Origin of the sequence: Gordonia liuliyuniae (assembly GCF_021738805.1) — a bacterium.
Taxonomy (GTDB): domain Bacteria; phylum Actinomycetota; class Actinomycetes; order Mycobacteriales; family Mycobacteriaceae; genus Gordonia; species Gordonia liuliyuniae.
The window spans coordinates 433,491-458,720 of the sequence record NZ_JAKKOR010000001.1; the positions used below are offsets into that span (position 1 = coordinate 433,491).

The 25,230-nt window shown below is 67.1% G+C and carries 20 protein-coding genes; 9 read left to right on the top strand and 11 right to left on the bottom strand.

Going from position 1 to position 25,230, the window contains the following annotated elements:
- Positions 1-69 precede the first annotated feature (69 nt).
- The 4 genes from L5G33_RS01985 (at position 70) to L5G33_RS02000 (ending at position 3,570) form a co-directional block, all read left to right on the top strand.
- Positions 70-708: a GntR family transcriptional regulator gene (locus L5G33_RS01985; RefSeq protein WP_236996452.1), complete on the top strand. Its 639-nt coding sequence runs from the start codon at positions 70-72 to the stop codon at positions 706-708.
- A complete protein-coding gene (locus L5G33_RS01990) occupies positions 705-1,961 on the top strand; it encodes an MFS transporter (protein ID WP_236996453.1) in 1,257 nt (418 codons plus the stop codon). The genes L5G33_RS01985 and L5G33_RS01990 overlap by 4 nt, the downstream gene beginning before the upstream one ends.
- Positions 1,962-1,990: 29 nt before the next feature.
- Entirely contained in the window at positions 1,991-2,236 is a 246-nt protein-coding gene (locus tag L5G33_RS01995) for a hypothetical protein (protein WP_236996454.1), read from the top strand.
- Positions 2,237-2,316: 80 nt separating this feature from the next.
- Positions 2,317-3,570: an ATP-binding protein gene (locus tag L5G33_RS02000; RefSeq protein WP_236996455.1), complete on the top strand. Its 1,254-nt coding sequence runs from the start codon at positions 2,317-2,319 to the stop codon at positions 3,568-3,570.
- A 154-nt stretch (positions 3,571-3,724) separates the two neighbouring features.
- Here L5G33_RS02000 and L5G33_RS02005 read toward each other — a convergent pair whose 3' ends face one another.
- The 5 genes from L5G33_RS02005 to L5G33_RS02025 form a co-directional block, all read right to left on the bottom strand.
- Positions 3,725-5,173: a catalase gene (locus tag L5G33_RS02005; RefSeq protein WP_236996456.1), complete on the bottom strand. Its 1,449-nt coding sequence runs from the start codon at positions 5,171-5,173 to the stop codon at positions 3,725-3,727.
- A 167-nt stretch (positions 5,174-5,340) separates the two neighbouring features.
- Entirely contained in the window at positions 5,341-6,855 is a 1,515-nt protein-coding gene (locus L5G33_RS02010) for a fatty acyl-CoA synthetase (protein ID WP_236996457.1), read from the bottom strand.
- A gap of 91 nt (positions 6,856-6,946) precedes the next feature.
- Positions 6,947-8,482: a CoA-acylating methylmalonate-semialdehyde dehydrogenase gene (locus L5G33_RS02015; RefSeq protein WP_236996458.1), complete on the bottom strand. Its 1,536-nt coding sequence runs from the start codon at positions 8,480-8,482 to the stop codon at positions 6,947-6,949.
- 50 nt (positions 8,483-8,532) lie between these two features.
- Entirely contained in the window at positions 8,533-9,318 is a 786-nt protein-coding gene (locus L5G33_RS02020) for an enoyl-CoA hydratase (protein WP_236996459.1), read from the bottom strand.
- A gap of 69 nt (positions 9,319-9,387) precedes the next feature.
- Positions 9,388-10,461, bottom strand: a complete 1,074-nt coding sequence (locus L5G33_RS02025; protein WP_236996460.1) for a 3-hydroxyisobutyryl-CoA hydrolase — start codon at positions 10,459-10,461, stop codon at positions 9,388-9,390.
- A gap of 178 nt (positions 10,462-10,639) precedes the next feature.
- On the opposite strand from L5G33_RS02025, the gene L5G33_RS02030 reads away from it, so the two are divergent.
- Entirely contained in the window at positions 10,640-11,554 is a 915-nt protein-coding gene (locus L5G33_RS02030) for a LysR family transcriptional regulator (protein ID WP_236996461.1), read from the top strand.
- 49 nt (positions 11,555-11,603) lie between these two features.
- On the opposite strand, the gene L5G33_RS02035 is transcribed toward L5G33_RS02030, so the two are convergent.
- Positions 11,604-12,614 (bottom strand): alpha/beta hydrolase, encoded by a 1,011-nt coding sequence (locus L5G33_RS02035; RefSeq protein WP_236996462.1) that lies wholly within the window; start codon positions 12,612-12,614, stop codon positions 11,604-11,606.
- 236 nt (positions 12,615-12,850) lie between these two features.
- Between L5G33_RS02035 and gltB the strand changes: the two genes are divergently transcribed.
- Both gltB and L5G33_RS02045 read left to right on the top strand, forming a co-directional pair.
- Positions 12,851-17,500 carry a glutamate synthase large subunit gene (gene gltB, locus L5G33_RS02040; RefSeq protein ID WP_236996643.1) on the top strand — a complete coding sequence of 1,550 codons (4,650 nt, stop codon included), beginning with the start codon at positions 12,851-12,853 and terminating at the stop codon, positions 17,498-17,500.
- Positions 17,493-18,947 (top strand): glutamate synthase subunit beta, encoded by a 1,455-nt coding sequence (locus tag L5G33_RS02045; RefSeq protein ID WP_236996463.1) that lies wholly within the window; start codon positions 17,493-17,495, stop codon positions 18,945-18,947. The genes gltB and L5G33_RS02045 overlap by 8 nt, the downstream gene beginning before the upstream one ends.
- A gap of 28 nt (positions 18,948-18,975) precedes the next feature.
- On the opposite strand, the gene L5G33_RS02050 is transcribed toward L5G33_RS02045, so the two are convergent.
- From L5G33_RS02050 to L5G33_RS02065, 4 genes are all read right to left on the bottom strand, one after another.
- Positions 18,976-19,737, bottom strand: coding sequence for an isocitrate lyase/PEP mutase family protein (locus L5G33_RS02050; protein ID WP_236996464.1), 762 nt, complete (start codon positions 19,735-19,737; stop codon positions 18,976-18,978).
- Positions 19,738-19,775: 38 nt separating this feature from the next.
- Positions 19,776-20,963 (bottom strand): ABC transporter permease, encoded by a 1,188-nt coding sequence (locus tag L5G33_RS02055; protein WP_236996465.1) that lies wholly within the window; start codon positions 20,961-20,963, stop codon positions 19,776-19,778.
- Positions 20,960-21,868, bottom strand: coding sequence for an ABC transporter ATP-binding protein (locus tag L5G33_RS02060; RefSeq protein WP_236996466.1), 909 nt, complete (start codon positions 21,866-21,868; stop codon positions 20,960-20,962). Before L5G33_RS02060 ends, L5G33_RS02055 begins: the two co-directional genes overlap by 4 nt.
- A gap of 315 nt (positions 21,869-22,183) precedes the next feature.
- A complete protein-coding gene (locus L5G33_RS02065) occupies positions 22,184-22,396 on the bottom strand; it encodes an RNA-binding S4 domain-containing protein (protein ID WP_236996467.1) in 213 nt (70 codons plus the stop codon).
- Positions 22,397-22,536: 140 nt separating this feature from the next.
- On the opposite strand from L5G33_RS02065, the gene rraA reads away from it, so the two are divergent.
- Both rraA and L5G33_RS02075 read left to right on the top strand, forming a co-directional pair.
- On the top strand, positions 22,537-23,025 hold the full coding sequence (gene rraA / locus L5G33_RS02070; protein WP_236996468.1) for a ribonuclease E activity regulator RraA: 489 nt from the start codon (positions 22,537-22,539) through the stop codon (positions 23,023-23,025).
- Positions 23,026-23,078: 53 nt separating this feature from the next.
- Entirely contained in the window at positions 23,079-24,626 is a 1,548-nt protein-coding gene (locus L5G33_RS02075) for a succinic semialdehyde dehydrogenase (protein ID WP_236996469.1), read from the top strand.
- 3 nt (positions 24,627-24,629) lie between these two features.
- Here L5G33_RS02075 and L5G33_RS02080 read toward each other — a convergent pair whose 3' ends face one another.
- Complete coding sequence (locus L5G33_RS02080) at positions 24,630-25,190, bottom strand: hypothetical protein (RefSeq protein ID WP_236996470.1); 561 nt, start codon at positions 25,188-25,190, stop codon at positions 24,630-24,632.
- Positions 25,191-25,230 lie beyond the last annotated feature (40 nt).

Consider the following 25,230-nt stretch of genomic DNA (forward strand, 5'->3'; position numbering starts at 1 on the left):
CGAAGACGGGTCGCAGACCCCGAAGCCATAGCTTGCATGCAAGATTGCATGCAAGCTACCGTCGGTGCCGTGGAATCGAAGACCGAGGTCGCGGCCGAACGTGCGTATGTGACGACGAAGAACGGCATCATCAGCGGAGCTCTGCCCGGCGGATCGCTGCTCAGCGAAGTCGCGGTGAGCGCCGACCTGGGACTCAGCCGCACGCCGGTGCATGAGGCGTTCCTCCGGCTTGCCGCCGAGCAACTCCTCGATCTGCAGCCGAGGCGCGGAGCAGTCGTCCGACCGGTGACACCGTCCGAGGCCGCGGACGTTCTCGCCATGCGACACGCGATCGAAGCGGCGTCGGCCGCGCAGCTGTTCGGCAAGGGTGGGCCCGACGACGCGGTGCGAGCCGAGATCGACGAGAACCTCGCGCGCCAGCGCGACTTCGTGGCGGTCGAGGACGTCGACGGGTTCGTCGATGTCGACGACGAGTTCCACCTTCTCGTGGTGCGCGCGTCGGGCAACCCGATCGCCGAGCACTTCTACGAGCAGCTGCGTGCACGCCAACAGCGGCTGCGGAATCTGCTGCTGCGGATCGACCCGGCCAACCTTCGGTCCTCACTCGTCGACCACGAAGAGCTGGCGGCGTGTCTGCGTGACGGTGACACCGACCGCTATTCGGCGCTGCTGCAGGCTCATTTCGATCTGTACCAGGGCGCGCTGTGACGACCGAGGCGCAGGTCAGTGCTGCGTCGGACACGGCGGCGAGGGCGTTCCCGCGCGATTGGATGCTCGTGTTCGGCGCGCTGTTCGTGTGCGCGTGGTCGGGCAACCAGTTCAGCCCGCTGCTCGTCATGTACCGGGAACAGGACCACTTCTCGGCGTCGACGGTCACCGCATTCCTCGGCATCTACGTCGTCGGGCTGGTACCCGCGCTCATCGTGTCGGGCAGCATCGCCGACCGTGTGGGACGTCGCGCGCCGATGCTGGTCGCCGTCATCGCCGGCCTGATCGGCAGCGTCCTCCTCGCGAGCGAGGGACTGGGGCTGTGGACGATCTTCCTAGGCCGAATGTTCTCCGGTGTCGCAGTCGGCACGGCGACAGCGGTCGGCACCACGTGGCTCAAAGAACTGTCGCGTCGGCCGTTCGATCCTGCCGCCGACGCGTCGTCGGGCGCACGCCGCGCGTCGCTCGCGTTCACTCTCGGTTCCGCACTGGGCGCGCTCGTCGCGGGCTGCATCGCTCAGTGGGGGCCGTGGACGCACTCGCTGCCGTTCCTGTTGCACATTGTTGTCACGGTTCCGTTCCTGTGGCTGATCCGCCGACCCGTCGAGACCGCGCCCGCGCTCGACGACGATGTGCGTGATCGAGGCGGATTCCTCGTGTCGTCGGCCCGGCACCGTCGTTTCGTGCGCGTCGTGATGATCTGCTGCCCATGGCTGTTCATCGCGTGCGGTCTGTCGTACGGCTACCAGCCGGTGCTCCTCGCCGACGCGGCCGGAGGGCTGGGGCTCGCGTACGGGACGCTGCTCAGCGTCATCGCATTGGGTACCAGCGCCGCCGTTCAGCCGCTCGCCAAACGCATCGACTCGGAGTCGAGCGCACGCGGACTGCTCGTCTCGCTGGCGATCCTCGTGGTCGGCATCGGGGTGATGATCGCGGCCGTCACCACCGACAGCCTGCTGGTCGGCGTTGTCGCCAGCATCGTGTTCGGCGTCGGGTTCGGAATCGGACTCACATCCGGTCTGATGGAGGTCCAGCGGATCGCACCGCCGACCGAACTGGCGCGCCTGACCGGCATCTTCTACGCCGTCGCCTACATCGGTTTCGCGATGCCGACTCTCCTGGCCGCGCTGACCCCGCCGTTCACTACCCTCGAACTGCTGATCGCGTTGGCCGTGCTGCTCGGCGTCTCGCTCGGCGCCATCGGGTACGCCTCCGAGAAGCATTTGCCCCGGAGGCACCTACCAGATAGCTGATTCGCGAGGACACGAATAGTGTTGCGGACATGAGTACGGCACGCCGCGCAGCATGGTCGATCGCCGCGACCGTCGTGTTGACGATCCGGTTGATCGCCACGATCGCGACCGTCGGAACCGTGCTCGTCTGGCTGGTCGCCGCCGTCCGCGACGGTCTTCTCAACGGTTGGCTGTGGTGGGCGGTCGGCTCGGCGGGCACGCTGATCGTCGCCACCTACCTCTACAGTCACCTGCGCGTCCGCTACCCGAGTACCAGCGATCGCTGGGAGGAATAGCGTCGCGAATCGGCGATCTCGTTTCCGCGAATCGGCAGACTCGATGCCGCGAATCGGCAGACTGGGCGTGGTATGGCCTCATGTCCGCCCTTCTGAACAGGCACGTCGAACCGATCGTCGGCGACTTCGTACGACACTTTCCTGCCATCGTGATCGAGGGTGCGCGGCAGGTCGGAAAGAGTACGTTGGCCGCGCGCGTGGCACAGTCGGACGCGCTCACGATGAATCTCGACTATGAACAGGTGCGGGCGGCGGCAGAAGCTGATCCGGCCGGATTCCTCGCGCAGGCGGGGAACCGGCAGATGGTGATCGATGAGATCCAGCGGATGCCATCACTCACCTTGGCGATCAAGGCTGCAATCGACGCCGACCGACGTCCGGGCAAGTTCATCCTCACCGGCTCGTCCAGCCCGCTCCGGGTGAAAGGCCTGGCGGACAGTCTGGCCGGCCGTGCCGTGCGACTCAACCTCTACGGGCTCAGCCAAGGCGAGATGGCGGGCCGGTCAGACGACTTCGCCTGCGCGGTGCGCGGACATGCGTGCCTCGCATCAGACTTCTCGACGTCGGTGGGGCGCGACGACTACGTGAGTCGCCTCGGAACAGGAGCCTATCCGGAGATGCGGACTATACCGCAGCGCATGCGCGGCCCCTGGATCGACGGATATGTGCAGGGCGTCGTCGGCCGAGATATGCGTGAGCTCAACAGGCTGCTCGACCCGGATCGCGTCATGTCGATGCTCCGTGTGCTCGCCGGCCGACCGTCGGCAGAACTAGTCAAGGCGAAGCTCGCCGACGAGACCTCGATTCCGGCACGGACGGTAACGTCGTACGTCGACCTTCTGCACGACGTCGGGTTTGCGGCGAGTATCCCATCGTGGACACCGAATCTGGCGAAACGGGAGGTCGGTCGGCCGAAGACCTTCGTCGTCGACTCGGCGATGGCGATGCGCCTGGCGAGGGTAACGGCCGACCAACTGTCTCGTCTCGAGTACGGCGAAGCGTTCGGCGGGTTCCTTGAATCGTTCGTCGCCACTGAACTGCTTCGTCAGCGGACGTGGTCGGACCGGAGTTTCGATCTGTTCCACTACCGTGATCGGGACGGCACAGAAGTTGATCTCATCCTGGAGTTCGACGACGGCAGCGTCGTCGGTGTCGAGGTGAAGGCCGCGGCGTCGTACAACGCTCGGCAATTCCGCGGACTCGAGAAGCTGCGGGACGAGTTGGGTGACAGATTCGTCGCCGGAATCGTGCTGGGAACGGCGCAGACCGGCTACCGGTACTCCCCGAAACTCTATGGACTGCCGATCGCGAGCCTCTGGGAGTTCACCCCATAGCGGTCAAGCCGTATCGCGCGCCGCTCCTTCTCGCCCGCCGCCATAATCGTGATGAGCCCGCCGACCGAGTACACCCGCGGCCGCCAAGCGCGGCGCGACCCCCACCGAGATGAGGATCCCGCCGACAGCTTGGACGACGCCGTTGGCGCGGCACCTACCCGGCTCGCACCCTTCGTTCGATGTCGGCTCCGAGGTCGGCGTCGACATTCCGCCAGTACTCGAATGCCCGCGCCAGCACCGGCTCGCTGACACCGTCGAGGAGATGTCCGGCGACGTTGCCCGCCAACCGATCCCGTGCGGCGTCGTCGAGCACGTCGCGAACGAGCGTGCCGGGCTGCCCCCAGTCGTCGTCTTCCGGGTGATCGACGTACGCGCTGCGGACGATGTCGCCGTCGGCCGCCCACTGTGGCTCCGCCTGCCCGGAGTACGTGGCCGCGGGGCCGCCCTTCGAGTTCGGGGCGTACACCGGATCGCTCACCGGATCGATGCGCATCGCACCGTCCTTCGAGTAGCTGCGGACCTCGTTGTGCGGCCGGTTGACCGGTATCTGCTTGTAATTGGCTCCGAGCCGAGCCCGGTGGGCGTCCGAGTACGCGAACACGCGGCCGAGCAGCATCCGGTCCGGGCTGAAACCGATTCCCGGAACGACATTGCTGGGCTCGAACGCGGCCTGCTCGATCTGGGCGTGGTTGTCGGTCGGGTTGGTGTGCAAGGTCATCTTGCCGACCTCGTGGAGCGGGTAATCCGAGTGCGGCCACACCTTGGTGAGATCGAATGGATTGAACCGGTACGCCGTCGCGTCATCGAACGGCATCAACTGGACTTTGAGCGTCCAGCTGGGGTTCTCGCCCTTCGCGATCGAATCGAAAAGATCCCTGGTGTGGTAATCGGTGTCGGCGCCTGCGAGCCGATCCGCCTCGTCCTGTGTCAGATACTCGACGCCCTGATCGGTGATGAAGTGGTACTTGACCCAGTGCTTGACGCCTTCGGCGTTGACCCACATGTAGGCGTGCGAGCTGTAGCCGTTCATGTGTCGCCACGTCCGCGGGATGCCGCGGTCGCCCATCAGCCAGGTGACCTGGTGCGCCGATTCGGGGGAGAGCGTCCAGAAGTCCCACTGCATGTCGTGGTCGCGCAGGTTGTTGTCTGCGCGCCGTTTCTGCGAGCGGATGAAGTGCTGGAACTTCATCGGGTCCTTGATGAAGAAGACGGGCGTGTTGTTGCCGACCATGTCGTACACGCCTTCGTCGGTGTAGAACTTCAACGCGAACCCGCGGGGATCACGCCACGTGTCGGGGCTGCCTCGCTCGCCGGCGACCGTGGAGAAGCGCGCCACCATCTCGGTCTTCGCGCCCGGCTGGAACAGCGATGCGCACGTGTACGCGGATACGTCGCTCGTCGTCTCGAAAGTGCCGAAGGCTCCGCTGCCCTTGGCGTGGGGCTGACGTTCGGCGACGCGTTCGCGGTTGAACTGCGCCATCTGCTCGATCAGATAGTGGTCGTGCAGGACGATGGGGCCAGCAGCGCCCGCAGTGAGTGAATGCTCGTCGCTGCCTGCCGGAGCGCCGGAGTCCGTGGTCGTGTAATTCTTGTCCTCGGTCATGCTCGTCCTCCTAGGGAGGTAGGCGTTGGGCTGTACAAGGCCCGTGACCGGGGCACGGGCCCACCACCGAGGTTAACCGCTGGGGCCGAATACTTCCCGTCGTTCGCGCAAGCATCCGCCGTCGAGGACGCTCCCGAACTCGCCGGTCGAACCCCGGCCCGCGCCTGTCACGCCTTCGCCCGCAACTCCCGCTTCAGCAGCTTGCCGCTCTGGTTGCGCGGCAGTTCGTCGACGAACATCACCGACTTGGGCACCTTGAACGGCGCGATCCGTTCCTTCACGAACGCGATCAGCTCGTCCTCGGTGGCCGTCTGGCCGTCTTTGACCACGACCACGGCGGTCACCGCTTCGATCCACTTCTCGTCCGGTGTGCCGATCACCGCGACCTCGGCTACCGCCGGGTGCAGGTAGACGGCGTCCTCGACCTCCCGGGAGGCGACGAGGACCCCACCGGTGTTGATGACGTCCTTGATGCGGTCGACGACGGTGATGTAGCCCCGATCATCGCTGGTCACGAGGTCGCCAGAATGGAACCAGCCGTCGGTGAACGCCTCCTCGGTGGCCTCCGGCTTGTTCCAGTAGCCGTTGCACAACTGCGGCGAGCGATAGCAGACCTCGCCCTGCTCGCCGAGCGGCACATCGTTTCCGTCGCCGTCGACGATCCGGGTCTCGACGAAGAACACTGGACGGCCGCACGACGCGGGTCGGTCGGCGTGCTCCTCGGGCCGCAGAATGGTGGCCAGCGGCCCGATCTCCGACTGTCCGAAACAGTTGTAGAAACCGATGTCCGGGTACCGTTCGCGCAGCCGGTTGAGCACGGTCACCGGCATGATCGATGCGCCGTACTGCGCCTTCGTCAACGAACTCAGGTCGCGCGAATCGAGCTCGGGGCTGTTCGCGAGCGGCACCCACACCGTCGGTGCGAGGAACAGGGATCCGATCCGCCGCTCCTCCACCAGGCGCAGAATCTCACCGACGTCCGGCTTCTCGATCAGCGAGATCGTCGCGCCGATCGACAGGTACGGGAGAGCGAACACGTGCATACCTGCCGAGTGGTACAGCGGCATCGCGATCAGCGGTGCGTCGTCGGCCGTGAAGTCGAGGCCGAGCAGGGACGACACGTACTCGTGAACGAGCGCCTGATGGGGCATCATCGCGCCCTTCGGCGCGGACGTGGTGCCCGAGGTGTACAGCAACTGGGCGAGATCGGTCGGAGCCACGTCGACGTTCACGTCTGGGACGGGCCCGTCCGATGCGGTCGCGAGGAGACTGTCGTCGGCGTCGCGCAGGGCGATCACCGGCAGATCGCCCACGACCTCGTCGAGGGTCGTCCGCAACAACGGATCGACGAGCACTACCGACGCCCCCGAATCCTCGAGGAGATAGCGTAGTTCGCCCGCCTTGAGCGCGAAGTTGATCGGCACGTGCACGAGGCCCGCGCGGACGGCGCCGAGGAAACCGATGAGGTAGGCGTCGGAGTTCACACCGAACGCGGCGATCCGCGCCCCGGCCTTCACGTCGAGGGCGAGCAGCCGACCGGCCGCCCGCGTCACCGCGTCATCTAGTGCTCGGTAGGTCCAGTCGCGGTCGGCGAACCGGAGCGCGACGGCGTCGGGGGTGCGCGAGGCAGACCGGCGCAGCAGGGAATCGATGGTGTTCACTCGGACGTCCACGTTTGTCACGGTACGGTTCGGCCTTCCGGTTCGGGCGGTATTGGAGCGCCTCACCCCGCTCGCTGGTCGAGCGAACCGGGCGAGGCGCGACCGGCGGCTGTCAGTCCATCGTCGGGATGGAGAACTCGGCGCCGTCCTTAATGCCGGACGGCCACCGCTGGGTGACCGTCTTGGTTTTCGTGTAGAACATGATCGACGCCGGTCCGTGCTGGTTCAGGTCGCCGAATCCGGACCGCTTCCAGCCGCCGAACGTGTGGTAGGCGACGGGCACCGGGATCGGCACGTTGACGCCGACCATGCCGACCTCGACGCGTGAGGTGAAGTCGCGGGCGGCGTCGCCGTCCCGGGTGAAGATCGAGACGCCGTTCCCGTACTCGTGGTCAGTCGGCAGGGCGAGCGCCTCCTCGTAGTCCTTGGCGCGCACGATCGTCAGCACCGGTCCGAAGATCTCGTCGGTGTAGATGGACATGTCCTTGGTGACGTGATCGAACAGGGTCGGGCCGACGAAGTAGCCGTTCGTCAGGTCCTCGCCCTCGAAGGTCGCGTCGTCGCTGGTGCGTTCGCGACCGTCGACGACGAGCTCAGCGCCCGCTGCGACGCCCTGTCCGATGTAGTCGATGACCTTGTCGCGCGCGGCACCGGTGACGAGCGGACCGTAATCGGCCTTCGGGTCGAGCGAGTGGCCGACGCGGAGCGCCTTCACTTTGTCGACGAGCTTGGCGCGCAACGCTTCCGCCGTCTCCTCGCCGACCGGGACAGCAACCGAGATCGCCATACAGCGTTCGCCCGCGGCACCATAGCCCGCGCCGATCAAAGCATCGGCCGCCTGGTCGAGGTCCGCGTCGGGGAGGATGATCATGTGGTTCTTCGCGCCGCCGAAACACTGCGAACGCTTGCCGTGGGCCGCGGCGGTCTCGTAGATGTACTGCGCGATGTCGCTGCTGCCGACGAAACCGAGCGCCTTCACGTCCGGGTGAGTCAGCAGAGCGTCGACGGACTCCTTGTCGCCGTTGACAACCTGGAAGACGCCGTCCGGCAGACCGGCTTCGGAGAACAGTTCGGCCAGACGCAGAGTGACGGACGGGTCGCGCTCGGACGGCTTCAGGATGAAGGCGTTACCGCACGCGAGAGCCGGGCCGGCCTTCCACAGCGGGATCATCGCCGGGAAGTTGAACGGGGTGATGCCCGCGACGACGCCGAGCGGCTGACGCATGGAATAGACGTCGATGCCCGGGCCGGCGCCCTCGGTGTAGTCGCCCTTGATCAGATGCGGAATACCGGTGGAGAACTCGATGACCTCGATACCGCGCTGCACATCGCCCTTCGCGTCCTCAAAGGTCTTGCCGTGCTCCATCGACAGCGCCGTCGCCAGCTCGTCCATGTTCTCGTTGACCAGGGCGGTGAAGCGCATCAGGACGCGGGCGCGGCGCTGCGGGTTCCACGACGCCCACTCCTTCTGAGCTTCCGCGGCGATGGCGACGGCGGCGGCCACCTCGTCGGTCGACGCGAGTGCGACCTGCGCCTGCACCGTGCCCAGGCTCGGGTTCAGCACGTTCGCGGTACGGCCCGACGCAGCGGCGTCACCGATGCTGACGGTGCGCTTGCCTGCGATGTAGTGGGGGATGACGTCGGTCATGGTGGTGCTCCTTTGGGTGGATCTCGAATCCGCTCGATTCAGCGGGGCGGTCAGCGGTGAGTGAAGGTCGGCTTGCGTTTTTCGACGAACGCGGCCATGCCCTCGGTCTGGTCGTCGGTGGCGAACGTCGAATAGAACAACGAACGCTCGGTGCGGACGCCTTCGGTGAGGCCGGACTCGAAGGCGCGGTTCACGGCCTCCTTGGCGAGCGAAGCGGCGATCGATGACTTGCCGGCGATCTCGGCGGCCACCTCCAGGGCAGTGCTCAACGTCTGTTCGGCGGGCACCACGCGGGAGACGAGTCCGAGGCGTTCGGCCTCGTCGACCTTCATCTGACGGCCGGTGAGGATGAGGTCCATCGCCTTGGCCTTGCCGACGGCGCGGGTGAGGCGCTGCGAACCGCCGATGCCTGGGATGACACCGAGGGTGATCTCTGGTTGACCGAACTTGGCGGTGTCACCCGCGATGATGAGGTCGCACAGCATCGCCAGTTCGCAGCCTCCGCCGAGCGCGAAGCCGTTGACCGCAGCGATCGTCGGGGTGCTCAATCCGGCAAGCCGGTCCCAGTCGCCGAAGAATCGCTCGGACTGTACATCGCTGAACGACTTCTCGGACATCTCCTTGATGTCCGCGCCCGCCGCGAAGGCGCGGTCGGAACCGGTGATGACGATGGCGCCCACCGCCTGATCGGCATCGAGAGCGGTCGCGGCATCGACGACTTCGGTCATCAACTGCGTGTTGAGGGCGTTGAGTGCCTTCGGGCGGTCGAGCGTGATGACGCCGACCCGGCCCTCGGTGCGGACCTGGATTGTCTCGTACTTGAGTGTGTCGGCCATATACGTCTCCTTAATGCCTGTCCCCGGATGTCTGTGCCCGGATGTTTCGTGCGCGGATGTCTTGTGGGTCTAGAGCCTCAGTTCGAGATGATCCGGCAACGGGGCGAGGAATGCATCCGCATCGGCGGGACCCGGCTGCCATTTCGGCTTGCGGTCCTTGTCGATCACCTGGGCGCGGATGCCTTCGGCCAGGTCGGGATGCTGCAGGCACCGCAGCGACGATCGGTATTCGCGGACGAGCGAGTCCCGCAGCGACGCGTCGCCCGCTGCGGCACGGAGTGCGGCGAGGGTCGCTGCCAGTGCTGCGGGCGACTTGCCTTCGACGGCCTCAGCCGTCGCGAAACTCTCCGGGGTGGCGGTAGCGACGCAGTTCTCCACGATCTGCGCGACGGTGTCGGCGGCGAACGCCTTCGCGATCCACTCGCGGCCCGCCGCGACCTTCGACTCGGGCGGGGTCTGCGCGAACTCGGCGAGGACGTCGTCGAGCGGCCGCTCGACGAGGGCGTCGACGAACGCGTCGAGACGATCCGCGGCCACGAAATGGTCGGCGAGGCCGAGCGCGATCACATCGCCTCCGCGCAGATGCGTCGTGGTCAGCGCGGCGTACGTGCCGAGTTCGTCGTCGACGTGCGACAGCAGCCAGGTGCCGCCGACGTCGGGCACCAGCCCGATGCCGACCTCCGGCATCGCGAGGCGGGTGCGATCGGTGACGATGCGGGTGTTCGCGTGTCCGGAGACTCCGACGCCGCCGCCCATGACGATGCCGTCCATGAGCGCGACGTACGGCTTCGGGTAGTCACCGATGCGTGCGTTCATCAGGTACTCGTCGCGCCAGAACGCGGCAGACGCCGAGGCCGCCGCGGCTTCGTCGCCCGCTCCGGTCAGGGCCTTCGCATCTGTGTGGATCGCGACGATGTCGCCACCCGCGCACAGACCTCGGTCGCCTGCACCGCGCACCACGACGGCGTCGATGGCCGGGTCATCGGCCCAGGCGATGAGCGCTGAGTCCATCAGCCGCACCATCTGGTGGTCGAGCGCGTTGATCGACCGGGGCCGGTTCAACGTGATCACACCGATGCGCCCGGTGACCGTTGTGACGACGGCGGGTGCGTCGGCGGGTGTCGAATCGGGAGCAGCGGGCATCGTGGGTGTTCTCCTTATCGATCGAGTCCGGCGTGAATCGAAATCCGCCGAACTCGAGTCAGCGGGTGTCCGTCGCCACTCATCCTGAGGTTGAACCGGATGTGCGTCAACGCACAATCGCGCACCGGCGGGGTGCAGAACTGCCAGCCTGGACAGGTGTGGAGATTACAATCGTGCAATGCCGGACAGTATTGATGCGCGAAGCGTGCGGGCCGACGACCTCCGCTACCTGTTGGCCGTCGCGCGGGCGGGGAGCCGCGCGGTCGCGGCGACGGATCTCGGCGTCGATTCGAGCACGGTGACCCGCCGGATTCGGGCGCTGGAGAAGGCCCTCGGCGTGCGCCTGGTGGAGCAGGGGGTCGACGGCTGGGAGTTGACCGAGGTAGGGCGCGACGTCGCCGAGGGGGCGGCGCCGATCGAGGCGGCCGTCGAGCGGACGATCGATGCCGTGGCGGGTGCCAGGGCGAACTCGTTGCGAGGCAACGTGCGGATCACCGCTCCGGATGCCTTCGGCGCCTACTTCGTCGCTCCGGCGATGGCGCGTCTGCGCAACGAAAACCCCGATTTGACTGTCGAAGTGCTTACCGCCACAAGGCAACTCAACTTGCAGCAGTCGGGTTTCGACGTTGCGATCGCCGTGGGCGTCCCGATGAGCGGCAAACTGGTGACCGCGCCGCTCGCCGAGTACGCGCTCGGCCTGTACGCGACCGACGAATACTTCCAGACGCGCCCGGTCCCACAGACGGCCGCGGACCTCACTGCGCACTCGCTGATCTGGTACGTCGAATCTCTGCTGCAGGTCGGCGACCTCGACCTGACGCACCACTTGCCCGCACTGACGTCTCGCCTGATGTCGACGAATGTGTTCGCGCAGGTGGAGGCGACGCGCGCCGGCGGCGGGATCGGCCTGCTGCCGGCATTCGTCGCGATGCGACACCCGGAGTTGAAGCGCGTCCTGGGCGATGCCGTCGAGATCCGGATGGACTTCTCGTTCGCGGCCCGACGCGAACGCCTGTCCAGCCCGACGGTCCAGGCGATCCACGCCGCTCTGCGCGCCGAAGTGGACGCGCGGGTGGGGGAACTGCTCCCATAGCCCGCCCGCCGTGCTGCGACAGCAACGCTGAGGCTGCGAGGACCCCCGGTCAGCCGAGGTGCTGGTCGATGAAGTCCTTAGCCTCGCGGACGGCTTTGCGCGACTCGGGGGTGAAGTAGGGGAACATCTGGAACACATGGCCCTGGTCGGGCCACGCCTGCAACGTCGACGTTCCGCCCGCGGCCAGGATGTTCCGATGAATGGTGCGGGCGTCGTCGGCCATGACCTCGCGGGCGCCGTACTGGATCAGGGTGTCGGGCAGATCCATGTCGGGTGTCAATGCGATCCGCATCCGCGGGTCGTCTCCAGTCGCGTCGCCGCGGTACATGCCCATCAGAAGTTGCGCGCTCGCTGCATGGATGTGGGGGTCGTGCACACCGGTGCGCTCCAGTGCACGAGCGACGTCGAACACCGGATCGTAGAGCGGGGAGAACAGCACCATCGCCTTCGGTTGCGGGACGCCGTCGGTGTGGTTCGCGGCCAGCAGGTCTTGCGCCAGATGTCCGCCGGCGGAATCGCCGCCGACGATGATCTGGTCGCCCGAGAACCCCTGGTCGAGTAGCCACCGGTAGCCGCGGATCGCGTCGTCGCCGCCCGCCGGGAACTGGTACTCGGGTCCGAGTCGGTAGTCGAGACTGAACGCGCCGATCCCGGCTCGGCGGACCAGCCGGGCGACGAGTCCGCGGTGCGTCCGCGGCGAGCAGATGAGGTAGCCGCTGCCGTGAAGGTAGTAGAGGATGGACCGTCCGCTCGACGGGGAGGGGAGGCCGCCGCCGAACCGGTCGGCCTCGTGCGTCCACTCGCCGCGGACCTGCCCGCCGTCGACATACCGCTTGACCGTCGTGATCTTGGTTCCACGTGGAACAGGGCTGATCGTCGACAGCGATCGGTTGAGCGCGGGGCGAATCAGCGGGAGGGCAGCCGGGCCGACCCCCGGGACGCGGCTCATGACGCCCATCAGTGGGCGGGACGCCCGCCAGACGTACGCGTTGAGCGTGCGGGCGCGCAGCGAACCGACATCGGCGACGCTGGGCGCAATTTCCGTGTGACTCGCGGTCATAGACGAGACGATACGACGGATCTGCCTCATTACGGGGCTGTTTCCGCCCGATGTCGTGCCAATTTTGCTGAAGAGGCCGCTGACGTGGCAGAATCAGTGTTACTGCACTCGGGCCATGTGTCCGAGTAACCCAGCAAAGACGCTGAATCCCCGGTGATGTGCAGCTCGCATCGATCCGCCCGGGTTCTTCAAGTACAAAACAGTACGCAGCGTCGCGTGCAGGAATGGCAGATTCCATGAAGCACTTGCCGGGGCCCACTGGCCTCTACGATCCGCTCAACGAACATGACGCCTGTGGTGTCGCGTTCGTCGTCGACATGCACGGACGACGCAGCCGCGACATCGTCGAGAAGGCGATCACCGCGCTGGTCAACCTCGAACACCGCGGTGCCGCAGGTGCCGAGCCCAACACCGGCGACGGTGCGGGCATCATGATTCAGGTCCCCGACCGTTTCCTCCGTGAAGCCGTCGCCTTCGACCTGCCTGCCGAAGGCTCGTATGCCACCGGCATCGCCTTCCTGCCGCAGTCCGCACAGGACGTGCGCGACGCCGTCGCGGGTATCGAAGCGATCGTCCGCGAAGAGGGCCTCGACCTGCTGGGCTGGCGTGACGTGCCCGTCGACGAGTCGTCGCTCGGCGCGCTCGCCCGCGACGCGATGCCGACGTTCCGGCAGATCTTCATCGCGCTCGCCGGCACGCAACCGAACGGGGCCGGCCCGGATAACGCAGCCGTGATGGACCTCGAACGCAAGGCGTACGTGGTGCGCAAGCGCGTGCAGAACGAACTCGGTGAGAAGGGCGCGGGTCTCGACGGTCCCGGCCGCGAGACCGCCTACTTCCCGAGCCTGTCCGGCCAGACTTTCGTCTACAAGGGCATGCTGACCACACCGCAGTTGCGCGACTTCTACCTCGACTTGCAGGACGACCGCGTCGAGAGCGCGCTCGGCATGGTCCACTCGCGCTTCTCCACCAACACGTTCCCGTCGTGGCCGCTCGCCCACCCGTTCCGCCGCGTCGCCCACAACGGCGAGATCAACACCGTCACCGGCAACGAGAACTGGATGCGTGCCCGCGAAGCGCTCATCAAGACCGACGCGTTCGGCTCCGCCGTCGGAAGCGGTCTCGACAAGATCTCGCCGATCTGCACGCCGGGCGCGTCCGATACCGCGCGGTTCGACGAAGTCCTCGAACTGCTGCACCTCGGCGGACGCAGCCTGCCGCACTCGGTCCTCATGATGGTCCCCGAAGCGTGGGAGCGCAGCGAGGACATGAAGCCCGAGCACCGCGCGTTCTACGAGTACCACTCGGCGCTCATGGAGGCGTGGGACGGCCCGGCGTCCGTCTGCTTCACCGACGGCACCGTGATCGGCGCGGTCCTCGACCGCAACGGCCTGCGTCCGTCCCGCATCTGGGTCACCAAGGACGGGCTCGTGGTCCTCGGCTCGGAGGTCGGCGTCCTCGACATCGACCCCGCCGACATCGTCACCCGCACCCGTCTGCACCCGGGCAAGATGTTCCTGGTCGACACCGCGCAGGGTCGCATCGTCGCCGACGAGGAGGTCAAGGACTCCCTCGCCGCCGAGCACCCGTACCAGGAGTGGCTCGACGCGAAGCAGGTGAAGCTCGAAGACTTGCCCGCTCCGCCGCACATCCACATGGCGCACGACCGCGTCACCCTCCGCCAGCAGGTGTTCGGGTACACCAACGAAGACCTGAACCTGCTGATCTCGCCGATGGCGGCGACCGGAGCTGAAGCGATCGGCTCGATGGGCACTGACACACCGGTCGCTGTGTTGTCCGCGCGGCCGCGCATGCTGTTCGACTACTTCCAGCAGATGTTCGCACAGGTCACGAACCCGCCGCTCGACGCGATTCGCGAGGAGATCGTCACCAGCATCCGTCACCGCATCGGTGGCGAGCGCGACCTGTTGAACCCGGGCCCCGACTCGGCCAAGCAGATCGTGCTGAGCGCACCGGTCCTCGACAATGGCGACCTCGCCCGACTGACCGACATCGACGGTGACGCGACCGGTTTCCCGTCCGTCCATATCCACGGCCTGTACCCGGTCGCCGAGGGCGGACCCGGACTGCGCAAAGCGCTCGATGACGTTCGGTCCGCGGTGTCGGCGGCCATCGCCGACGGCGCGCGCATCATCGTGCTCTCCGACCGCGAGTCCGACGAGACGCTCGCACCGATCCCGTCGCTGCTGTTGACCTCGGCCGTCCACCACCACCTGGTGCGGGAACGGACCCGGACCCGCGCGAGCATCGTCGTCGAATCCGGTGACGCCCGCGAAGTCCATCACATGGCGCTGCTCGTCGCGTTCGGCGCCAGCGGCATCAACCCCTACATGGCGTTCGAGACCATCGAAGACATGCTGCTGGCCGGCGCGCTCGTCGTGCCCGGCACCGACGACCTCGACCATGACGCCCGCTTCGCGAAGGCCCGTGGCAACTACATCAAGGCCGCCAGCAAGGGCGTGCTCAAAGTGATGAGCAAGATGGGCATCTCGACGGTCCCGTCGTACAACGGTGCCCAGCTGTTCCAGGTGATCGGTGTCGCGCAGGACGTCGTCGACGAGTTCTTCACCGGCCTCAACAGCCAGCTCGACGGCATCGGCCTCGACGAGATCGCAGGCGAGGTGGCCAGCCGCCACGCCGTCGCGTTCACCGACCGGCCCCACGAGCGCGCCTACCGTGAGCTCGAAGTCGGCGGCGAGTACCAGTGGCGCCGCGAAGGCGAATACCACCTGTTCAACCCGGACACCGTGTTCAAGCTGCAGCACGCCACCCGGACCGGTCAGTACAGCGTGTTCAAGGAGTACACCAAGCTCGTCGACGACCAGTCGACGCGCCTGGGCACCCTGCGCGGCCTCTTCGACTTCAAACTCGGCGACCGGGACCCGATCCCGCTCGACAAGGTGGAGCCGGCCAGCGAGATCGTCAAGCGCTTCTCGACGGGCGCGATGAGCTACGGCTCGATCTCCGCGGAAGCACACGAGACCCTCGCCATCGCCATGAATCGGTTGGGCGGACGCTCCAACTCCGGTGAGGGCGGTGAGGATCCGCGGCGCTTCAGCCACGACGAAAACGGCGACTGGCGGCGCAGCGCGATCAAGCAGGTCGCGTCGGGCCGGTTCGGCGTGACCAGCCACTACCTGAGCAACTGCACCGACATCCAGATCAAGATGGCGCAGGGAGCGAAGCCCGGCGAGGGCGGCCAGCTGCCGCCGCACAAGGTGTACCCGTGGGTCGCCGAGGTCCGTGGCTCCACCCCCGGCGTCGGCCTGATCTCGCCGCCGCCGCACCACGACATCTACTCGATCGAAGACCTCGCGCAACTGATCCACGACTTGAAGAACGCGAACCCGCAGGCGCGCGTCCACGTCAAGCTCGTCTCCGAGCTCGGCGTCGGCACCGTCGCCGCCGGTGTGTCGAAGGCGCACGCCGACGTCGTCCTGATCTCCGGACACGACGGCGGCACCGGTGCTAGCCCGCTGACCTCGCTCAAGCACGCGGGAGCACCGTGGGAGATCGGCCTCGCTGAGACCCAGCAGACGCTCCTGCTGAACGGTTTGCGCGACCGCATCGTCGTCCAGGTCGACGGCCAGCTGAAGACCGGTCGCGACGTGATGATCGCCGCCCTGCTCGGCGGCGAGGAGTTCGGTTTCGCGACCGCGCCGCTCGTCGTCTCGGGCTGCGTCATGATGCGCGTCTGCCACCTCGACACCTGCCCGGTGGGTGTCGCCACGCAGAACCCGCTGCTGCGCGAACGGTTCACCGGCAAGCCGGAGTTCGTCGAGAACTTCATGCTGTACATCGCCGAAGAAGTGCGTGAACTATTGGCGCGCCTCGGATTCCGCACATTGAACGAGGCGATCGGCCAGTTCGACGCGCTAGACACAAGCAAGGCGATGGCCCGCTGGAACGGCTCCAAGGCAGGCAACCTCGACCTGTCGCCGATCCTGACGACGCCGGAGTCGCCGTTCATGAACCAGGACCTGTACTGCACCGGCACCCAGGATCACGGACTCGACAAGGCCCTCGACAACGAACTGATCGAGAAGGCGCGCGCCGCCCTCGACTCGGGGACGCGTGTCAACCTGACCAGCCCGATCACCAACGTCAACCGAACCGTCGGCACCATGCTGGGCCACGAGGTCACCAAGGCGTACGGGGCGCAGGGACTGCCCGAGGGCACGATCTCGATCGACTTCACGGGTTCGGCGGGCAACAGCTTCGGCGCGTTCGTCCCGCGCGGCATCACGATGCGGCTTGAAGGCGACGCGAACGACTTCGTCGGCAAGGGGCTGTCGGGCGGAAAGATCGTCGTCCGTCCGCCGCGGACCGCGCCGGCCGAGTTCATCCCGGAGCACAACATCATCGCGGGCAACGTCATCGGCTTCGGCGGCACCGGTGGCAAGATCTTCCTGCGCGGCGTCGCAGGCGAACGTTTCTGTGTCCGGAACTCGGGCGTGGCGGCCGTCGTCGAAGGCGTCGGTGACCACGGATGCGAGTACATGACAGGCGGCAGCGTGATCGTCCTCGGCGAGACCGGGCGCAACTTCGCAGCGGGCATGTCCGGCGGCGTCGCCTACGTCTACGACCCGAACGGCACGTTCGAGGCCAACCTCAATGTCGAGCTCGTCGACCTGGAGGAACTCGACGCCGACGACGTCACCTTCCTGGAGGGCGCGCTGATCGAACACCGTGACGAGACCGGTTCGACGGTGGCCGCGGCCGTCCTCGACGACTGGTCGAGGCAACAGGGACACTTCGCCAAGGTGATGCCCCGTGACTACAAGAAGGTCCTCGCCGCCATCGACGTCGCCGAGCGGACCGGACGAGATGTGAACGACGCGATCATGGAGGCGGCTCGTGGCTGACACCAGAGGTTTTCTCAAGCACACCGAACGTGAGACGCCCACCCGGCGCCCAGTGGACCTGCGACTCATGGATTGGAAAGAGGTCTACAACGACTTCGACAAGTCCACCCTGCAGACGCAGGCGAGCCGCTGCATGGACTGCGGCGTCCCGTTCTGCCACAACGGTTGCCCGCTCGGGAACCTGATCCCCGAATGGAACGACCTCGTCTATCGGGACCGCTGGGATGCGGGCATCGACCGCCTGCACGCGACGAACAACTTCCCGGAGTTCACCGGGCGACTGTGCCCGGCTCCGTGTGAGGCGTCGTGCGTTCTCGGTATCAACCAGCCGGCAGTCACCATCAAGCAGGTCGAGGTGGAGCTGATCGAGAAGGCATGGGACTCCGGCACCGTCGCGCCGATCCTGCCGGACCGCAAGACCGGTAAGAAGGTCGCCGTCGTCGGTTCGGGTCCTGCCGGCCTGTCCGCAGCCCAGCAGTTGACGCGAGCGGGCCACGACGTGACGGTGTTCGAGCGCGCCGACCGGATCGGTGGTCTGATGCGCTACGGCATCCCCGAGTTCAAGATGGAGAAGCGCTTCATCGACCGCCGTCTCGAGCAGATGGAGGCCGAAGGCACCGTCTTCCGTGCGGGCGTCAACGTGGGGGTCGACGTGACCGTGGAACAGTTGCGCGGCGACTACGACGCCGTCGTGTTGGCGAACGGTTCGACGATCGGCCGCGACCTGCCGATCCCCGGCCGTGAACTGAACGGCATCCACCAGGCGATGGAGTTCCTGCCGCAGGCCAACCGGGTGCAGCACGGCGACACCGTCGAGAACCAGATCACCGCGACCGGCAAGAGCGTCGTGATCATCGGCGGCGGCGACACCGGAGCCGACTGCCTCGGCACGTCGCTGCGTCAGGGCGCCAAGCAGGTCCACCAGTTCGAGATCATGCCGAAGCCGCCGATCGAACGCGCCGCGTCGACTCCGTGGCCGACGTACCCGCTCATGTACCGCGTCTCGTCTGCTCACGAAGAGGGCGGCGAACGCGTGTACAGCGTGAACACCGAAGAGTTCGTCGGTGAGAACGGACAGGTCACTGGCCTGAAGGCGCACGAGGTGGCGATGGTGAACGGCCGCTTCGAGAAGGTCGAAGGCAGCGACTTCGAACTCGAAGCCGACCTCGTCCTGTTCGCGATGGGCTTCGTCGGCCCCGAGCGCGGTGACCTGCTCGACGAGTTGGGCGCCACCTACGACGCTCGCGGCAACGTGGCACGTGGCGACGACTTCGAGGCGATCGGCCTGCCCGGCGTGTTCGTCGCGGGTGACGCCGGCCGCGGCCAGTCGCTCATCGTGTGGGCGATCGCCGAAGGCCGTTCCGCGGCAGCGGCGGCCGACCGCTACCTGTCGGGTGCGACGCTGCTCCCAGCACCGATCGTCCCGACGCTGGTCGCCCAACGGTGATGTGCCGCGGGTGAACGGGTTGCGTCGGTCAGCGCCAGCGGCCCAACAACTCGCTGGCCTTCTCAGCGAGCGCGGCCTGTAGGAACGGACCGAAACTGATCCGGCCGACGCCGAGCGGACCGAACGACGCCGGATCGTCGGTGCCGGGCAGTGCGATCGCGTTGACCGGCAGCGGTAGTTCGTCAGTCAGCCTGCGGAGCACGGTGTCGTCGTGGCGTCCGACGGGATAGAGACTGTCGGCGCCTGCTGCGGCGGCCTCGGTCATCCGCGCGATGGCGCGGTCGACGCGGTCGGCGTCGTCGCCGTCCTTGCGCACGAACAGGTCGGTGCGGGCGTTCACGACGACGTGGACTCCCGCGTCGTCGGCTGCGCTGCGGAGAGCACCGACTAGCTCGGCGTGTTCGGTCGACGAGCGCAGGCGGCCGCCCTCGCTGTGGACGGTGTCTTCGATGTTGAGGCCGACGGCTCCCGCGTCGAGGAGCCCGGAGATCAGGCGTTGCGCACTCTGGCCGTACCCCGACTCGATGTCCACCGAGATCGGGACGTCGACGACCGCGGTGATCTGCGCGACGCGGGCCAGCAGATCGTCGAACGACATGCCCTCGTTGTCGGCCTTGCCGATCGAGTCGGAGACCGGGTGGCTGCCGACGGTGAGGGCGGCGAATCCCGCGTCGACGGCGAGTCTCGCCGACCACGCGTCCCACACGGTCGGCAAGACGACGGGATCGCCGGGACGATGGAGCTCGAGGAGCGCGGCGGCGCGGGCGGTCAGTTCCTGAGTGGAGGTCATGACATAGGCCTACCCGGTGAACGGCCGGACGTCGACCGCTACTTGCCCAGTGCGGTCTTCCACGGCACGCGGGAGCCGGTGAGCAGCACCGAACGCCGATAGATGCGTCCGGCGATCCACACGGCGATTCCGGTCACGACTGCCATCACGATGCACGAGCCGAGGACCTCCATCCAGGTGGCGTATCCGGTCGCGACACGCATGGGCACGACGGTCGACGAGAACGGCGGAATCCATGCGAGGATCCGGATCGCCGTCGAATCGGGGGCCCCGATGCCGAAGATCCCGGCGTAGAGGGCGCCCATCGCGAGGATCATCAATGGCCACGACGCGCTGTTGATCTCCTCCTGTCGGGAGACCATCGCGCCGGTCGCCGCGTACAGGGCGGAGAAGAACGCGAAGCCCAGCAGCAGCCAGATCACCGACACGCCGAGCATCGTCGCGGCGACGTCTGGAACGGTCAGCAGTCCGGTGACCTGGGCGGTGATGAGCGCTGCGGCCGCGAAGAGGAGCGTCGACGCCATCTGGACGACGCCGATACCGAGGATCTTGCCCCACAGCAGGTGACCGGGTTTGACGGTGGCGAGGAGGATCTCGACGATCCTCGACACCTTCTCCTCGACGACGCCGACGGCGACGGCCATGCCTCCGCCGAAGATCATCATGAACATCAGGACCGACCCGACGTACGACAGGGCGAGGCGTTCGCCTTGGGCTTCGGCGACCTGCTTCGTGCGCTCCACCGTCACGGCCGCGCCCCGTTGCAGAGTCGCCGGATCCACCCCTGCCTTCGCGAGGGCGCCGTCGACGGCGGCCGCCGAGACGCCGCTCTTGATCGCGGCCTCGATGTCGGTGTCGAGGTCGTCTTCGGAGTAGACGGTGTAGCCGCCCCCGGGCGCGGCGACGATCGCGGCCGTCACCGAACCGTCCGCGGCCGCCGCTCGCGCGTCTGGGGACTCGGAGAACGACAGCGAGACGCCGAGTCGCTCCCCGGTCGCCTTGATGGCGGCGGTCGTGCTGGCGTCGACGCCCTGGACCGCGACCGTCTCCGACTTCGTGTCGTCGCCGTCCACGAACTGCGAGGCGACGATGCAGCCGACGATCGCCACGAGCAGCATGATGATGTTGGTGACGATGAACGACCGCGTCTTGACGCGGGTGACGATCTCGCGCGCGGCGATCAGCCGGACTGACGTCCAGGCCGACGCGGGTTCTGGGGCGCTCATTCGGCGGTCACGACCTCTCGGAACATCTCGGTCAGATCGGGGGTGGCAGACGCGAAGGTGTGGACGGGCCCGGTGGCGAGGGCGGCAGCGAGGATCTGTTGATCGTCGTGGGTGCCGTCCAGGTAGATCGTCGTCGACGAGTCGTAGTCGGCGCGGACCACGCCGCGCAGGCCGTCGGCCCACCCGTGAGGAGCGGCGGGTGCGTCGACTCGGAGCCGGACGCCGCCCCGGGAGCGGAGTTCGTCGACGGTGCCGAGCGCTTGCATCCGGCCCTGTCCGATGATGCCGACACGGTCGCACAGGCGTTGGACGAGGTCGAGTTGGTGGCTGGAGAAGATGACGGGGACGCCGTCGCCCGCCTTCTCGGTGAGTACTTCGCTCATCACGTCGACGGCTACCGGGTCGAGCCCGGAGAACGGTTCGTCGAGCACGAGGACGTCGGGGTCGAAGACGAGCGCCGCGGCGAGCTGGACGCGCTGCTGGTTGCCGAGCGAGAGGTCGGCGACGTTGTCGCCGACCCGGCCGTCGACACCGAGCCTGCGCGTCCAGTACCGGGTGCGCTCAGCCGCGTCGGACGCCGACAGGCCGTGCAGTCGCGCCAGGTAGACGAGTTGGTCGCCGACCTTCATCTTCGGGTAGAGCCCACGTTCTTCGGGCATGTAGCCGATGCGGCGGCGGACATCGGCGTCGATTGGACGGTCGCCGAACGTCACGGTCCCCGCGTCGGCGGCGAGGACGCCGAGAATGATGCGCATGGTGGTCGACTTGCCTGCACCGTTCGACCCGACGAAACCGAAGATCTCGCCCGCGCCGACTTCGAACGTCACATCGTCGAGTGCCTGCAACGAACCGAAGCTCTTGGTGAGTCCGGCGACGGACAGATCTGCGGACGGGCTCTGGGGCATGCCGATCCCTCTCATCGTGGTCTGTTCGACGGACACCACAGTAACCCGACGCCAGCGCAGCTCGCAGGGTTCGTCACCCGTCGCAGCCGATGTGAAATGACCCTCTTCTCAGCGCTCGGGGTAACGATTCGGCGTCGATGCGACGATGATCAGGTGAGACATCAAGTTCGTCTCGGGGAGGGGACCTACCAATGCAGTCCAGCAGTCAGCGTCGTCGTGTGTCGCTCGTGAGTATCGTTCGCCTGTTCGCGGGCCGACGGCGCGCACCGTCCGCACTCGCCGAACAACGTGAGCGTCTGGCCACGACGGCCGAACTCACCGAATTGCGACTCGCACGCTGAGCCCACCGATCTCCACGACGTCGCCGCCCGTCAGTTGACGGCCGCGACGGGTCTCGACTTCGCCGTTCACGGACACCAGTCCGTCGCCGACGACGATCTTCGCGTCGGCGCCCGTCTCGATCAGGTTGGCCAGCTTCAAGAACTGGCCCAAGCGGATGGAATCGTCACGGATCTCGATATCGTCCACGGCATCATTGTCGCACCCGCCCGGGTGTCGCGCGCTCCGTGGTTTCCGCGAGCGAGACGACTGTCACCGGGATGACTGTCACCGAGATGACTGTCACCGGGGGGTTACTCCGCAGTAGGTACAGCGAATAGACTGTGGACATGACCTCGCTCACCTTCACGCCGACCGCAGACCTCGTCGATGAGATCGGCGAAGACGTCCGCAGTTGCGACACCCAGTTCACCCAGTACGGCGGCAACCATGAGTTCGTCGGCGCCGTCACCACGGTCCGCTGCTTTCAGGACAACGCTCTGCTCAAGTCGATTCTCTCCGAGCCGAACGAGGGTGGCGTGCTCGTCATCGACGGCGCCGCGTCGGTCCACACCGCGCTCGTCGGCGACATCATCGCCGAGCTCGGCCGCTCGAACGGCTGGGTCGGGATCATCGCCAACGGAGCGATCCGCGATGCGAAGACCATCGGCGGCATGGCGATCGGCGTGAAGGCGCTCGGTACCAACCCGCGCAAGTCGACCAAAACCGGCGTCGGCGAGCGCGACGTCCCGGTCGAACTCGGCGGCGTCACTTTCGCTCCGGGCGACATCGCCTACTCCGACGACGACGGCATCGTCCTCGTCTCCCGATCCGCCTGAGTCTCCCGACCCGTCTGACCCCTCCAGTCCGCCACTCGCTCCAGGGAGTTTCCATGCCGAAGCCTTCGCCCGCCTACTTCACCCGACTTGCCGCGCTCGCCGCGATCGACGAGCCGCGTCCCACCAAGCCCGTGCTCGAAGCGTTCAGCGGCGCCGAGATGGCGACGATCCCCGTCGCCACCGCCGATGACCTGGAACGCGCCGTCGAGCGCGCACGCACCGCGCAGGCCGACTGGGCGACCCGCACGCCCGCCCAGCGCGCCAAGGTGATCGCCGCGTTCTCCGAACTCGTCCACGGGGCGGCCGAAGAACTGATGGACATCGCGCAGGCCGAGACCGGCAAGGCCCGGATCTACGCGCAGGAAGAGGTCATCGACGTCGCGCTGACCGCCCGCTACTACTCCCAGCAGGGGCCGGGAATGCTCGCCGAACACCACGTGCAGGGCATGCTGCCGGGTGCGACAGATGCTCGCGTCCGGTACCAGCCGAAGGGTGTCGTCGGCGTCATCAGTCCGTGGAACTACCCGCTGACGCTCGCGGTGTCGGACGCGGTCGCCGCCCTGATCGCAGGCAACGCGGTCGTCATCAAGCCGGACAGCAACACCCCGTACTGCGCGCTCGCCCTCGCCGAACTCCTGTACAAGGCCGGACTTCCGCGTGAACTGTTCGCCGTTGTCCCAGGGCCCGGCTCGGTCGTCGGACAGGCGATCGTCGCCTCCACCGACTACGTCATGTTCACCGGTTCGTCCGAGACGGGCGCGACGCTCGCCGCGCAGGCGGGTAAGCGCCTCATCGGGTTCTCCGCCGAACTCGGCGGCAAGAACCCGATGATCGTCACCGAGGGCGTCAACATCGGCGACGCCGTCGCCGGGGCCGCCCGCGCGTGCTTCTCGAACTCGGGCCAGCTGTGCATCTCCATCGAACGCATCTACGTCGAACGGTCCATCGCCGACGAGTTCAGCCGCCGCTTCGGCGAGCACGTGACGAACATGCGACTCTCGTCGGCCTACGACTTCACCGCCGACATGGGGTCGCTCGCCTCTGCGCAGCAGGTCGACACCGTGCAGGCGCACGTTGACGACGCGGTGGCGAAGGGTGCGACGGTGCTCGCAGGCGGACGCAAGCGCGCCGACCTCGGTCCGTTCTTCTTCGAGCCGACCGTGCTCGCCGACGTGACCGACGAGATGACGTGTTTCGGCGACGAGACGTTCGGTCCCGTCGTGTCGATCTACCCGGTCGACGACGTCGACGAGGCCGTCGCGCGCGCCAACGACACCGAGTACGGCCTCAACGCGAGCGTCTTCGCCGGGAGCACCGCGCAGGCGCAGAAGATCGCGGAACGACTGCACGCGGGCACCGTCAACATCAACGAGGGCTACGCCGCGGCGTGGGGTTCGACCGCGGCTCCCATGGGCGGTATGGGCATCTCCGGGGTCGGGCGACGCCACGGCCAGGAAGGACTGCTCAAGTACACCGAGCCGCAGACCATCGCCACGCAGCGCGTCATCGGTCTCGACGGGATCAAGGGTGTCCCGCAGAGTCTCTACTTGAAGCTGACTCCGGTCCTCATCAAGTCGCTCAAGTACCTGCCCGGCCGGTAGCGGCTATTTCGGCACGTCCAGCGCCGCCACACCGGGGATCACGCTGATCACGATCGGCGGCGCCTGATACTGCGTCCGCATCACGGAGACGGTCGCGACGACGGGGCCGGCTCCGGTCTGCGCGACGGCGGACGTCGGCAAGGACGCCGGGTAGCCGGTCTTAGTCGGCCCCTTCTCCCAATGTCGGAGATCGAGGTGGCCGGTCTTGCCGGTCCGCAGGTTGCGCCAGTTCACCGATAGATACCGGTAGGCGTACTGGAAGTAGTAGGGCGCGACGTCGGTGACCGTGAACTGCACGGTCGCCGGCGCAGGCGGGAAGATCATCGGCCGGATACCCGGTCGGGCTGTGACGGTCGTCGTCTGGAACGAGCCGCCGGGGACACCGGCGGGGCCGACCTCCAGTCCGCCGACGGCGGGAATGTGGAAGCTCAGGGAGTCGGTGGACGGCCGTACGGGCGCCGCCTCCGCGACCGGCGCGATCGCGATGGAGGCGGCGAGGGAGACGGAGGCGGCGAGGGCGACGGTCGCCGCGATCAGGGTTCGTGTGCGCGTGAAAAGTGTCATCGGTAGGCGGGCGCGGTCTCCCACGCCGAGGTCGACGAAT

Bases quoted from the DNA above. Each gene is read 5' to 3' on its own strand.
- L5G33_RS01995 (WP_236996454.1), top strand. From the start codon at position 1,991: ATGAGTACGGCACGCCGCGCAGCATGGTCGATCGCCGCGACCGTCGTG.
- L5G33_RS02000 (WP_236996455.1), top strand. From the start codon at position 2,317: ATGTCCGCCCTTCTGAACAGGCACGTCGAACCGATCGTCGGCGACTTC.
- L5G33_RS02005 (WP_236996456.1), bottom strand. From the start codon at position 5,173: ATGACCGAGGACAAGAATTACACGACCACGGACTCCGGCGCTCCGGCA.
- L5G33_RS02015 (WP_236996458.1), bottom strand. From the start codon at position 8,482: ATGACCGACGTCATCCCCCACTACATCGCAGGCAAGCGCACCGTCAGC.
- L5G33_RS02020 (WP_236996459.1), bottom strand. From the start codon at position 9,318: ATGGCCGACACACTCAAGTACGAGACAATCCAGGTCCGCACCGAGGGC.
- L5G33_RS02025 (WP_236996460.1), bottom strand. From the start codon at position 10,461: ATGCCCGCTGCTCCCGATTCGACACCCGCCGACGCACCCGCCGTCGTC.
- L5G33_RS02030 (WP_236996461.1), top strand. From the start codon at position 10,640: ATGCCGGACAGTATTGATGCGCGAAGCGTGCGGGCCGACGACCTCCGC.
- L5G33_RS02035 (WP_236996462.1), bottom strand. From the start codon at position 12,614: ATGACCGCGAGTCACACGGAAATTGCGCCCAGCGTCGCCGATGTCGGT.
- gltB (WP_236996643.1), top strand. From the start codon at position 12,851: ATGAAGCACTTGCCGGGGCCCACTGGCCTCTACGATCCGCTCAACGAA.
- L5G33_RS02050 (WP_236996464.1), bottom strand. From the start codon at position 19,737: ATGACCTCCACTCAGGAACTGACCGCCCGCGCCGCCGCGCTCCTCGAG.
- L5G33_RS02055 (WP_236996465.1), bottom strand. From the start codon at position 20,963: ATGAGCGCCCCAGAACCCGCGTCGGCCTGGACGTCAGTCCGGCTGATC.
- L5G33_RS02060 (WP_236996466.1), bottom strand. From the start codon at position 21,868: ATGCCCCAGAGCCCGTCCGCAGATCTGTCCGTCGCCGGACTCACCAAG.
- rraA (WP_236996468.1), top strand. From the start codon at position 22,537: ATGACCTCGCTCACCTTCACGCCGACCGCAGACCTCGTCGATGAGATC.
- L5G33_RS02075 (WP_236996469.1), top strand. From the start codon at position 23,079: ATGCCGAAGCCTTCGCCCGCCTACTTCACCCGACTTGCCGCGCTCGCC.
- L5G33_RS02080 (WP_236996470.1), bottom strand. From the start codon at position 25,190: ATGACACTTTTCACGCGCACACGAACCCTGATCGCGGCGACCGTCGCC.